The following is a 12,730-nucleotide window of genomic DNA, read 5'->3' as shown; positions in this document are numbered from 1 at the left end:
CTTAAAATCAAGTTTCTTGATATTTATTCGAGGATTAAGCTTGTGTCGACCCTCTAGTAACAACTTTTAACGTAACGAACTGTTTTTCTATGATTTGTGGATTATTTGATATTTTTTCCAATAGCATTTTGATAGCGATTTCCCCTATGTATTGAGTCGGAATTTGTACGGTAGATAATTCTGGGTTCAAATAGCTGCAAAGATCTGTGTCATTGAATCCTATTACTGCCACATCGTTAGGAATATGAATGTTCAGGTGTTTTGCTGCCCGATAGATAGCGCCTGCTAAAATATCGTCATCACAAAAAACAATATTGGGTTTTTGCTGCAGTAATATCTCTGCATTCTCAGTTGATTGCGCGAGATTGAATGATGAATACACGATATGTTTAGATTTTTCTGGATTTTCTAATGAATTGAATTGCTGATCAAAAAGTTCATGCCGCGTTAAGAAGTGTTGCCTTGGAAGATCAATTCTAAAAGAACCAACTCTGAATCGTTTCATTTTACTTGCAATGTAAAATATAGATTCGATCGCTTTTTTTACCTCTAAGCAAATATCGTTGTTTTTTTCGTCATCAGACTCAATAAATATCAGTTTTTCTCGGTAATATCTTAATAATTCGATGTTTTTCTTGTCACATGAGTAAATTATACCGCCACTGATAAGCTTACTTTGAAATAATGATATTAGATGCTCATGCCATTGTTTGTTAGCATAACTATCTAAAAGAATTAAAGAATAACCAGATTTGGTTGCGAAAATTTCTGCTGCGTGAACAACTTTTGCAAAATAAGGTTGCTGAATATCTGGGACAATAAAGGCGATAGTCTTAGAATTCCCACTGCGTAAAACTTGCGCATTAATATTGGGATGATAACCAAGTTCTTTTGCAACGCTGAGAATTTTTTCGCGCGTTTTATCAGATACTCTGCCATGATAACGACCACTGAATACGAGAGATACTGTTGATTGTGATACATTCGCTAAACGGGCGACATCTTTGCTATTAACCGTAGACATTTCCTCTCCAACAATAAAAAACATAATCAATAGATAAATAATAATATATTCTTATATCAAATAGGTAATGACCGCATGTATTAATACTAAGGGATAAAACCTATTTGAGCCTACTAATTTATCAGTATTCTTCAATGATATGATCACCATCAAGTCATACGTATAACCTATTGTGAAGTACATCACTTTATTCTTACTAGTTAGAGCCTATCCCAATAGGTTTTTATTCCAGACAATGACACCACAGGCAAAATGCAGCATCGCCTCATAATTCTCGACTTTCTTCTCCCAACGAGTCAGGACACGACGGTAGCGATTCATCCAACTGTGTGTTCTCTCTACAACCCAGCGGTGAGCCTTAAAATCCGTGTTTTTGATGGCTTCTGACTCATCCTTCCGTGACTGGATATGAGGTTCATAGCGACGACTTTTCAGATACGATCCCAACCATTCCGCTTCATACCCTTTGTCCATGCACAACCGGAGCCTCTTGCATGGTCTGCCCGTCTGGAGGGCATCGAGCGTATCCGCAACCAGCTTTATGTCGTGCGTATTTGCTCCGGCTACAACCAGTGCAAGCGGAAGCCCATTCGCGTCAGTCATCAGACTGCGCTTTACGCCCTGTTTCCCACGGTCTGTAGGGTTCCGGCCTGTTTTTTTGAGCCTGCCAGGGGGGATTTTGTCATACAACCATCAATCGACAGCCACGACCAGTCAATAGCGTCCAACTGTTCGCTGGCAAGCAACCCGTTTTGCCAGAAGCGTTCAAATACGCCAGCATCCCGCCACTCCTGAAATCGGCGGTGAGCAGAGCTTGACGAGCATATACCGGTGGCATTCAGCGCATTCCACTGGCAACCCGTCCTGAGTACGAAGAAGATGGCGTTCATTGCAGCGCGATTATCAACCCGCTTGCGGTGAGTACCCAGAGGATGGTGAGTTTTATGCTCCGGAATCAGTGGAGCCATTTTCTCCCAGAGTCCATCACTGATCTGCCACTTGTTGCCCGTCACGCTTCGCCCTCAGAAATTATCATTATGTATTATCTGACAATTCCTTTTGGGATAGGTTCTTAGTGAGTATATTAATTGAACATGATAAGCGTTTATGGGATAGACTGTGATTAATTTAAGTTAAAAAATATTTTTAAGTGCAATGCCTCGGCTCCCATAATAAATAAGTGTATTTATATATTATTTCGTGAGGTAAAAAGACTATCATGAGTATAATCACTCGATTAAAAATAGTTTCATTTTTACAGTTTTTCATATGGGGCTCTTGGTTAGTTACCTTTGCATCATATATGCTCAATACCCTTCATTTTAAAGGTGGGGATGTAGGGTTAATATTTAGCACACTAGGAATAGCATCATTATGCTCACCTATTTTAATCGGTCTAATAGCAGATAAAATCAACAATAGAAAATTAGTTTATGTCACAACTCATTTGATATCAGCATTTTTTCTAATTCTAATGGCGCATAGTTCTTCATTTAGCTTACTTTTTTTAATGACATTGTTTCATCTTCTTTTTTATATGCCAACAATGTCGATATGCAATAGCATAATTTTTGAAACTATTGGTAAGGAAAAATTAAATTCAGAAGAATATTTTCCTAAAATTAGAGTGTATGGGACGGTTGGGTTTATATCCGCAATGTGGATAATTAGTTTATTGGAATTAGAAACTAGCTATTATCAACTGTACATTGCTGCAATTGCTTCTGTTATTTTGAGTATTTATTCTATTGTTTTTATCTCAATAAATAATCACAGTAAATCTGTAATAGATGCTCCTCATGCTTTTGAATTTAGCGACTTAAAAATTCTATTTGGAAAGCCTCAAGTGGTTGTTTTTTTGTTTTTTTCTATGCTCTTAGGATCTGTTTTACAGATCACAAATACATTAGGCGTACCTTTTTTACAAGACCTTTCTGAATTACCTGAAGCCAAAAATTCAATTTTTTCAGCGCATCCGACAATATTCTTATCAATATCGCAATTTTCTGAGGTCTTGTTTATATTGCTACTCCCATTGTTATTAAGGTACATAAAAATAGAGAAAATTTTATTACTAAGTATGATTGCGTGGATATTACGTTTTGGATTATTTGCTTATGGCGATTTTACATATATAGGAACCATGGTGTTATTTCTTTCTATGATAATTTATGGTTGTGCATTTGATTTTTTTAATATATCTGGTTCTTTATTTTTGGAAAAAGAAATAACCCCGGAATTTCGATCTACCGCGCAAGGTGTATTTACTACATTGGTTAATGGTTTTGGTACTTTTTTAGGGGCAATACTGAGTGGTTGGGTATTAGACCTTAATACAACGAATGGTGTTGTTGATTGGAAAATGTTCTGGATTATATTCACTAGTTATACGCTTGTATTTACACTAGCTTATGTGGTCTATCTGATTTTTACAAAAAACAATGTTAAAAAAATTCATGTTTAATAAAAATGTAAAATTTTTGAGGTATATATTATGTTAGATATCGATCAGTACTCTATTCAAGATATGAGTTTGGCAGAACTTGGGATGAAGCGTATCAATTGGGCAAAAACACATATGCCTATTATGAAGCATTTAATAAAAAGACTTGAACAGGAACAGCCTTTTAAAGGAATGACTATTGGCATTTGTTTGCATGTTGAAGCGAAAACAGGAGTATGGCTTGAAGCTTTAACAAAAGGTGGCGCAAGAATTGCCATTACAGGCTCTCCTGGTTCGACACAGGATGAAACAGCCGCAGCATTGGTTAAGTATATGAATGTCAGTGTTTTTGCGAGAAGAAACGAGTCATTTGAGGATCATATTACCTATTGTAAAAAGGTATTAGAAATGAACCCTTGCATCATTGCTGATAATGGCGCTGATTTGCATGAACTAGTCCTGACTGATCCTAAATTTAAGTCGTTACAAAAGACAATTATTGGTGCAACTGAAGAGACAACAACAGGGGCAAATCGTTTACGAGAAAACTTTGTTTCTCAACTTTGGCCAACACTCATTATTAATGATACTCAGTCTAAGCGAATTATAGAAAACAGATATGGCGTCGGTTCATCAGTTGTTGAAAGTATTGCTCATGCGACTAATGTGATGATACACGGTAAAAAGGTTGTCGTTATCGGATATGGATATTGTGGTTCTGGTGTAGCGCAGCGCTTCAGAGGAATGGGGGCTCATGTTACTGTTGTTGACACAAATCCACTGACTCGGTTGGAGGCACATTTAGAAGGTTTTCAGACCGCGGAACTTTTGGATACTTTGTGTGATGCTGATTTTGTTGTCAGTGTAGTGGGACGAGATAACATACTGACCTCGAAGCATTTTACGGCAATGAAAGATAATGTCATTGTGGCAAATGCAGGGCACTTTCAACGTGAAGTTGATATAAAAGCGCTGAATTCCATCACATCTAGTTGCGAAGACGTCACGCCTAATATCAACAGATACCAACTGAAAACAGGTAAAAATATATTTTTAATGTCTGATGCAAATTTAGTCAATTTATCCGCAGGTAATGGTAATCCTATTGAAGTTATGGATTTAGGGCTGGCGCTACAAACATTAAGCTTAGAAAAAATAGCACTCAGTAGTAAAACATTAAAAAATATCCCACAACCAGTTCCTTTTGATATAGAAATGAAAGTGGCGCAACTCGCCTGTGATAATTGGATCACGCATTAATTTGAGTCAAGGCGTAATGACTTAATAAACATTAATGTTTAGTGCAAAACAATTATTATAATAAATTAATTTTGAGATAATAATATGAAGAGAATATTTCTTGGTTCATTATTAATAAGCGTTTTAATCTCATCATCGTATGCTGATAATTTAGTTGAGGTTAATATACTCAGTACATCAGATATCCATTCTTTTATTAGTGATGATAACTATTACAGTAATACTAAAAGCGAAAATTATGGTTTGATATCATGGATAGGCACTATTGAAAAGTTTAGACGTGACCATAAAAATACTTATTTAGTTGATACTGGCGATCTTTTATCAGGAAACCCAATCGGTAATCATGTCATTAAACGTTATAATCAGAATGATGCCTATTATAATATTTCTCCTATTATATGCAGCTTGAATGCCCTAAATTATGATGTCGCAACTCCAGGTAATCATGATTTTGATAATGGCGTTGATTTTTTAAAGAAGTCTTATTCAGGTGCAAACTTTCCTGTGGTTTTAAGTAATGTTATTGATAAAGAAAAACAGGAAAGCCTTTATCCTGAGTATATTATAAAAGAAAAAAATGTAATCGATGACGTAGGTAAAAATCACTTATTGAAAATTGCTTACATAGGCTTGGTTCCTCCGCAAACAATGCTTTTTAATAAAAGTAAACTGGAAAATAAAATTATATTTTTTGATATGCTAGAATCTGCCAATAGCGCAGCAGATAAGGCTAGAAAGGATGGTGCAGATCTTGTAATTGCTTTATCCCATTCAGGGATTGATGTATCACCAATTGAATATGGAATGGAGAATGTAGCATATTATCTTGCAAGAAATCCAAATATTGATGGTGTTTTATTTGGTCATACTCATGAAATATTTCCTTCTAAAAAAACGATAGCGCATGAAAATATTAATATTGAATCAGGAAAAATATTTGATAAGCCAGCTGCACAACCAGGGAAATGGGGGGAGTCAGTATCTGCAATAACCTTTAACCTTGAAAAAAAGAATGGGCAATGGCTTATAAAAAGTAGTAAAGGTTATCAATTAGAAAAAAGTGATGTGCCTGCTGCGGAAAATACTATTAAAAGTGTATTATCATGTATAAATGATACAGAAATAGACTTAAAAAAAGATTTAGATAAGGAGGTCAGTCTTGATCAATTTAAAATTGATAATAATTTTAATTTAATAGGAAATGAAAGTTTAACAACACTCCTTGTTGATTCAATTCATGATTATATGAAAAATTACACAAATGAAAATGATAAGCTGCTTGTTTCTATTTCACCTTCTTTTTCATTAAATGACGATAATTATATCATTGATATACAGGATAGAAAGCTTACGAATAGAGACTTAAATCAAATTTTCTACCCTGCTTATTTATCCGCCCTAAGAGTAAATAAACAGCAGATAATTGAATGGTTAGAAATGAGCTCGAATATATACAACTCCCCTGATGGTGACTCTACTCCTTTGATAAATAATCAGTTTCATAGTTTTCTATTTTACCCAATAATAGGGTTGACATATGATGTAAATATTAGCAATCAGCCGTTATACGACTTGTCTGGTAAGCGGAATGAACAGGTGAAAAAAGGAAGGATATCTAATATTCGTTATAATGGTATAGAAATAACGGACGAAGATTCCTTTATTATTGTTGCTAGTAAATATGCGCCTTTTTTTCAAAATAATAAAGATAGCCCTTATTTAGATATTGGAAATGAAAGAAATATTGATATTTTCAGTAAATATATTTCCTCACACCATGAATATTCTAAACCTAAAAATAATTATCGCATAATTTCTGACTTACCAGTACAAATGCATTTAGTATTACCGCATTACACAGACAAGTCAGCGACGTTCTTATGGAATAATCAATATGAACTGAAGTTGAATAGCCAAGATAAAAAGTGGATGACTTACCAAATAAAAATAAGCAAGTGACATTTGGAGACTATTTTAGGTCGTTGAGAATGGCTAAGGTAGTCTCCATTTTTAGTTGACCGTTACAGCTTACCTGTATTTAAAGTTTTTGGTTGCCGTTCGGTCGGATACTATTGGATTGCGAGTGATGATTTAGCGGCGGGTGGTCGCCTTGGCTTATGGATGGCGCTACAAAATGTCATTGAATTGGGTATCGATTCAGTTGCCCATTGCATTAAGGTTGATGATGCGGCACCGGGTATTGAAGAAGGGCGTAATGCGGGTATGTGGAGTGTTGGTCTTGCTTTATCAGGTAATGAGTTTGGTAAAACATGGGATGAATATCAAAGCATGTCAGCCGATGACACCACACAATTACGCCAGCAAGCAGCTAATAAATTATTTACTGCGGGGGCGCATTATGTGATAGGGACATTAGCTGAGTTACCTGATCTTATAGAGAAGATAAATATTCGACTGGCTAATGGCGAAAGACCTTAAGTCACCGTATCGCCGATTTCAATTAGGCTGAGTTCGAGTCTGTGCGATATTGTGGTGCCTATTACCTCAACTTTTATGAGTAGGCACCACCGACCTAAGCCACTCAATTAAATAACACCACGAGGTAATTCAGGTGCTAATGTTGCAACCATTACCGCTTTGATTGTGTGTAAACGGTTTTCTGCTTCATCGAACACAATGCTGTAAGGGGATTCAAAAACCTCTTCCGTGACTTCCAAACCTCCCCACATATCAAACTCTTTAGCGAGTTGTGCGCCAAGGGTAGTATCTTCATTATGAAATGCAGGTAAACAATGTAGGAATTTGACATCTGGGTTACCAGTGAGCTTAATGACATCCATATTCACTTGATATGGCTTAAGTAAATGAATTCGTTCAGCCCAGACTGCTTTTGCTTCACCCATTGACACCCAAACGTCGGTATACAGGAAATCTGCACCTTTGACCCCTTCAGCGACATCCTCAGTGAGCGTGATTTTCCCTCCCGTTTTCAGTGCCGCTTTTTGGCAAATTTCAACTAATTCAGCTTCCGGCCAGCAACTTTTTGGTGCAACTAAACGTACGTCCATCCCCGTCAGTGCGGCGGCTTCTAGCATGGAGTTCCCCATGTTGTTACGCGCATCGCCTAAATAAGCAAATTTAATTTCGGATAGAGGCTTGTTCGGTTGATGTTCTCGGATAGTGAGTAAGTCGGCTAATAACTGTGTGGGATGGAATTCATTCGTTAATCCATTCCATACAGGCACTCCCGAATGTGTTGCTAAGGTTTCAACCGTTGACTGACTAAACCCCCGATATTGAATACCATCATACATCCGACCAAGCACTCTCGCGGTATCTTTCATGGTCTCTTTATGCCCGATTTGACTACCGGAAGGGCCAAGGTAAGTCACTCTAGCTCCTTGATCAAACGCTCCAACTTCAAAGGCGCAGCGTGTGCGTGTAGAGTCTTTTTCAAAGATAAGGGCAATATTTTTACCCGCGAGTAGCGGTTTTTCGAGGCCAGCTTTCTTCTGTGCTTTTAGCCATGCTGACAGTTTCAATAATGAATGAATTTCGTTAGGTGTAAAATCAAGTAACCTAAGAAAATGCTTTTTATAGAAGGGGTTCATAAAATTCAGCCTTTTTTATTTGAATTAATATTCAATTTATATTCATAAAAATTCAAAATCAACCCCCAATAGAAAAGAAATTATTCATTCAGGTATGGTGTCACTGGCAGCCCTATGGGAGAATGGCCTAGAGACTAGCGATAATGAAAAAAGAGGTGTGGATATGGTGGATAAAGCTGAGTTAGAGGCACAATACGAAGAAACGCGTCTAATTATTGAAGAGTTACTGGAAGATGGCAGTGATCCTGATGCATTGTATGCAATTGAACACCATTTCTCAGCAGACAATTTTGAACTACTAGAAAAAGCAGCAGTAGAAGCCTTTAAATTAGGTTATGAAGTCACTGATGCGGAAGAGCTGGAAGTCGAAAATGGTGTGACGCTAATGTGTTGTGATGTGATCAGCGAAAGTGCACTTAATGCAGAGTTGATCGATGCGCAAGTTGAACAGTTGATGAAGTTAGCTGAAAAATTAGGTATCAACTATGATGGTTGGGGAACTTACTTTGAAGACCCTGATGCTGAATATGATGACGAAGACGAAGACGGCGAAGAAGATGGAGAACGTTTCCATTAATTCGGCAAAGGCTGTAATTTAAACCGTGTAATTGCCTGCTTTTGATATGTTGATCCTAACAACAAAGCAGGCACATGATGACCGAAAAATAGTTAACGATTCAATCCATATCCTAAATAACTGGCTAACATGGCATATCTATCTTAGTCAGCCAGCTATCAATAAACCTTTCTTAAGCTGGATCTGTTGGGTACCCTGCTGTACTGAGTGCGGTACGGAAAATACTTTCATCAATACGGCTGTTGATCTGCACTTTTTTCGTCGCAGGGTCTGCTTCAACCTGTGCTTGCGCATCAATATCTAATACCACTTTTTTGATTGATTTCGCGCAGCCATCACAAGCCATTTTTGGGATAGTTAAATTAATCATTTTTACACTCCTATTATCAATACGTTAATCAATATAAAGCTTCCCCCTATTGGAAGGTCAATCAATTTTTTACCATACGCATTGAGAAATTATCGAATCGACGATTTTTAGCTGGCGGCGTCTCATCGCGCTTTGTTGGGTTCACTAAATTTTCAATGATCGGACAATCAGGTTTACTGTCGCCATGGCAATGTTGAGTCAGTGTTTCTAATGTTTTAGCGATAGCTTGTAGTTCATTGATTTTTCTTTTTAGCTCGGAAAGATGGGTGAGTGCCATCGCCTTAACATCGGCGCTAGTGCGTTCTCTATCCCGCCATAAGTACAGTAAAACAGAAATTTGTTCAGTGGAAAAACCGAGTGCTCGAGCGCGGCGGATAAGATTAAAGCTATCGACATCGGATTGATTGTAATAACGGTATCCTGCATCGGTACGCTTAGCCTTGGGGAGCAAACCTGTTTGTTCATAATAACGGATCATTTTTGCTGAGATACCAGAAAGTTTGGCTGCTTGACCAATATTCATAATTTTACCTCTCCAACAGTATGATACCCCTTGAAACAAGGTGCTTATGACTTCTCTTTTGCCCGTTTAAGAGCGGCAATAATGTTTGGTTTTTGTGAGGCAAAAGTGCCGTAAAATAGATGTTTTCCAATTAGGGTAATTGGCGCGACGCGTACACCAGTACGCGCCTTCGCCTCGGCCATAATTTGTGGGTCGGTCAGATCCCGCTCGTCAAATGTAAGTTGTTCTTTAACCAACCACTCTTTGAGCAATTGGCAATCGGGGCAGGTGGGGGTGGTGTAAATTGTAATTTTAGGTTGAGATGTCAGCGCCATCATGTTCTCCTTTCGATTGGTATAGCCAGACCTGAGCAAGGCCTGGCTTGTCGATTGTTTATTGAGTGATGCCTTCTTTCATCGGTGCTTGGAAGCGTTTAAGACGTAAGGCGTTACCTAATACAAAGACGCTAGAAAGAGCCATTGCCGCCGCCGCTAAAATCGGTGAAAGCAAAGTGCCATTAATTGGGTACAGTAAGCCTGCTGCTACTGGGATCAAGAGCGCGTTATAAGCGAACGCCCAAAATAGGTTTTGTTTTATATTACGGATAGTCGCTTGGCTTAAGGCAATTGCATCGACAACACCACGCAAGTCACCTGACATCAAGACCACATCTGCCGCTTCAATGGCGACGTCTGTTCCCGTACCGATAGCCAACCCAACATCGGCTTCGGCAAGTGCAGGAGCATCGTTAATACCATCCCCCACAAAGGCGACTTTATTGCCATTACTACGGAACTGTTTTAGTGCTGCGACTTTACCGTCAGGCAGTACTTCGGCAGCCACTTCATCAATACCGAGTTGCTTAGCGATTGCAGCAGCCGTTGCCGCATTATCACCGGTGATCATCGCCACTTTTAAGCCTAATGAATGTAAGGCTTTAATCGCTTCTGGGGTGGTCTCTTTTATTGGGTCAGCAACGGCAATAATTGCTGCTAAACGCCCATCAATTGCCGCATACAGCGGGCTTTTGCCTTGTTCGCCTAAACGTAATGCGGTTGGTTGGAAATGGCTCACTTCTAAGCCGAGTTGTTTCATAAAGCGATCAGCCCCGACAGAAATTGAACGGCCTCCTACTTTCGCTGAAACACCAAACCCAGGTACGGCTTCAAACTCTTCGATTGCGGCAAATGAAATCCCTTTTTCTTTTGCGGCAGCCACAATGGCTTCGGCTATCGGATGCTCGGAGCGGGTTTCAATCGCAGCAACTAAGGCTAAAACTTCATCATATTCAAATCCTTCTGCTGGAACGAGATCGGTTAATTCAGGGCGACCTTTTGTTAACGTACCGGTTTTATCCAGAGCGACGACACTGACATCACGCAGAGCTTGTAAGGCTTCACCTTTACGGAAAAGAACACCTAATTCCGCTGCACGACCAGTACCGACCATAATAGATGTTGGTGTCGCAAGGCCCATCGCACACGGACATGCAATAATCAATACCGCAACGGCGTTGATCAGAGCAAAGGTGAGCGCAGGATCTGGGCCAAAAATCAACCAAATAAAGAAAGTGATAACTGCACCTGCCATGACCGCTGGCACAAACCACATCGTGACTTTATCCACTAATGCTTGGATTGGTAGTTTGGATCCTTGCGCTTCTTCAACTAAGCGAATAATTTGTGCTAATACGGTGTTTGAACCAATTTGGGTCACACGGAAACTGAATGCCCCTGTTTTATTGATAGTACCGCCGACAACCTCAGAGCCTATTTCTTTTGAGACAGGAACCGGTTCACCGGTGATCATGCTTTCATCGACATAAGAAGCCCCTTCGATAACAACACCATCAACAGGAATTTTTTCACCCGGACGAACGAAAACAATGTCGTCGGTGGCGACTTCATCGAGTGGAATTTCGATCATTTTGCCATCACGTTCCACTCGTGCTGTTTTGGCTTGTAAGCCAACAAGGCGTTTAATGGCTTGAGACGTCTTCCCTTTTGCTCGCGCCTCCAATGTGCGACCAAGCAGAATTAATGTCACGATAACGACCGCGGCTTCGAAATACACATTCGCAGTGCCAACGGGCAGAATTTGTGGCATAAAGGTGGCAACAACTGAATAGCCGTAAGCGGCTGCCGTACCGACTGCAACCAGTGAGTTCATATCCGGTGCAGCACGCAGCAACGCGGGAACCCCTTTTTGGAAAAAGCGCAAGCCTGGGCCGAATAAAACGAGAGTGGCTAACACAAATTGGATATACCAATTGAGTTGCTGACCGAGAGTATTTGCAACCCAATGATGAATACCCGGAATAAAGTGAGAGCCCATTTCAATAATAAATACTGGTAGCGTAAATATTGCGGCAGTAAATAGTGAACGGCGCAGTGAACGCTCCTCTTGTTCACGACGTTCATCCGCTTGCTCATTCACATTGGTGCTGGCATCGGATAAGCGACGAGGCTTATAACCGGCTTGAACAACGGCAGCTTCTAAGTCAGCGACAGTGACGGCTCCAGACAAATGGCGAATGCGAGCGCGCTCGGTGGCTAAATTGACACTCGCTTCAATAACACCGGGTATTTGAGTAAGTGCTTTTTCAACACGACCAACACAAGATGCACACGTCATCTCTTCAATGGCTAATTCTGTGATTTCTTCTCTGACTTTATAGCCTGAACTTTCAATCGCACGGATCGCGGCGTCTACATCAACATGCTCTTTAAATGTAATGTCTGCACGTTCAGTTGCTAAGTTCACGACGGCGGTATCAATATTATCGACCGCTTTTAAGGCACGTTCGACACGGCCTACACAGGATGCACAGGTCATTCCTTCGACTGGTAAACTCAGCCTATTGGCTGAAGATTGAGATAGATTCGTAGTCATTGATTTACCCTCTTAAGTATCATCATGCGTAAAGCCTAACGTTTACCTTAAGGGGAAGGTCAAGCATTTTTTTTATTATTATGTTCA

At 39.5% G+C, this 12,730-nt stretch carries 11 protein-coding genes and 1 pseudogene; 5 read left to right on the top strand and 7 right to left on the bottom strand.

The annotated features are described in order from the left end of the window. Nucleotides 1-34 precede the first annotated feature (34 nt). Nucleotides 35-1,024, bottom strand: coding sequence for a LacI family DNA-binding transcriptional regulator (locus I3B46_RS19665; protein WP_014657347.1), 990 nt, complete (start codon nt 1,022-1,024; stop codon nt 35-37). A 207-nt stretch (nt 1,025-1,231) separates the two neighbouring features. Then, nucleotides 1,232-2,037, bottom strand: a protein-coding gene (locus tag I3B46_RS19660) for an IS5 family transposase (RefSeq protein WP_173914474.1) whose coding sequence is annotated in 2 segments (ribosomal slippage) — nt 1,232-1,684 and nt 1,687-2,037 — 804 coding nt in all. Because the reading frame shifts where the segments join, the coding sequence is not laid out codon by codon here. 206 nt (nt 2,038-2,243) lie between these two features. Between I3B46_RS19660 and I3B46_RS19655 the strand changes: the two genes are divergently transcribed. The 4 genes and pseudogenes from I3B46_RS19655 to I3B46_RS19640 form a co-directional block, all read left to right on the top strand. After that, the gene (locus I3B46_RS19655; protein WP_060561471.1) at nt 2,244-3,488 is read left to right on the top strand and encodes an MFS transporter; all 1,245 of its coding nucleotides are present in this window, start codon (nt 2,244-2,246) and stop codon (nt 3,486-3,488) included. A gap of 30 nt (nt 3,489-3,518) precedes the next feature. Continuing rightward, complete coding sequence (locus tag I3B46_RS19650) at nt 3,519-4,727, top strand: adenosylhomocysteinase (RefSeq protein WP_004915914.1); 1,209 nt, start codon at nt 3,519-3,521, stop codon at nt 4,725-4,727. An 84-nt stretch (nt 4,728-4,811) separates the two neighbouring features. Continuing rightward, entirely contained in the window at nt 4,812-6,689 is a 1,878-nt protein-coding gene (locus I3B46_RS19645; protein ID WP_040132524.1) for a metallophosphoesterase, read from the top strand. A 111-nt stretch (nt 6,690-6,800) separates the two neighbouring features. After that, nucleotides 6,801-7,169, top strand: a pseudogene (locus tag I3B46_RS19640) (HAD-IA family hydrolase); the annotation flags it as partial. 107 nt (nt 7,170-7,276) lie between these two features. Here the strand turns inward: I3B46_RS19640 and argF are convergent. Then, the gene (argF, locus tag I3B46_RS19635) at nt 7,277-8,302 is read right to left on the bottom strand and encodes an ornithine carbamoyltransferase (protein ID WP_014657351.1); all 1,026 of its coding nucleotides are present in this window, start codon (nt 8,300-8,302) and stop codon (nt 7,277-7,279) included. Between the two features lie 163 nt (nt 8,303-8,465). Between argF and rraB the strand changes: the two genes are divergently transcribed. Next, the gene (rraB, locus tag I3B46_RS19630) at nt 8,466-8,879 is read left to right on the top strand and encodes a ribonuclease E inhibitor RraB (protein WP_060561499.1); all 414 of its coding nucleotides are present in this window, start codon (nt 8,466-8,468) and stop codon (nt 8,877-8,879) included. A gap of 172 nt (nt 8,880-9,051) precedes the next feature. On the opposite strand, the gene I3B46_RS19625 is transcribed toward rraB, so the two are convergent. The 4 genes from I3B46_RS19625 to I3B46_RS19610 form a co-directional block, all read right to left on the bottom strand. Beyond that, nucleotides 9,052-9,249 carry a heavy-metal-associated domain-containing protein gene (locus tag I3B46_RS19625; RefSeq protein ID WP_104873181.1) on the bottom strand — a complete coding sequence of 66 codons (198 nt, stop codon included), beginning with the start codon at nt 9,247-9,249 and terminating at the stop codon, nt 9,052-9,054. Nucleotides 9,250-9,310: 61 nt separating this feature from the next. After that, nucleotides 9,311-9,772, bottom strand: coding sequence for a Cu(I)-responsive transcriptional regulator (gene cueR / locus I3B46_RS19620; protein ID WP_004915938.1), 462 nt, complete (start codon nt 9,770-9,772; stop codon nt 9,311-9,313). Nucleotides 9,773-9,816: 44 nt separating this feature from the next. Beyond that, the gene (locus tag I3B46_RS19615) at nt 9,817-10,086 is read right to left on the bottom strand and encodes a glutaredoxin family protein (protein WP_104873182.1); all 270 of its coding nucleotides are present in this window, start codon (nt 10,084-10,086) and stop codon (nt 9,817-9,819) included. A 58-nt stretch (nt 10,087-10,144) separates the two neighbouring features. Beyond that, the gene (locus tag I3B46_RS19610; protein ID WP_104873183.1) at nt 10,145-12,643 is read right to left on the bottom strand and encodes a heavy metal translocating P-type ATPase; all 2,499 of its coding nucleotides are present in this window, start codon (nt 12,641-12,643) and stop codon (nt 10,145-10,147) included. Nucleotides 12,644-12,730: the final 87 nt, after the last annotated feature.

It is taken from the genome of Providencia sp. 2.29 (assembly GCF_015832305.1).
GTDB classification, from domain to species: domain Bacteria; phylum Pseudomonadota; class Gammaproteobacteria; order Enterobacterales; family Enterobacteriaceae; genus Providencia; species Providencia stuartii.
The sequence above is the reverse complement of the archived record's forward strand: the minus strand, read 5'-3'. Positions and strand labels throughout refer to the sequence as shown.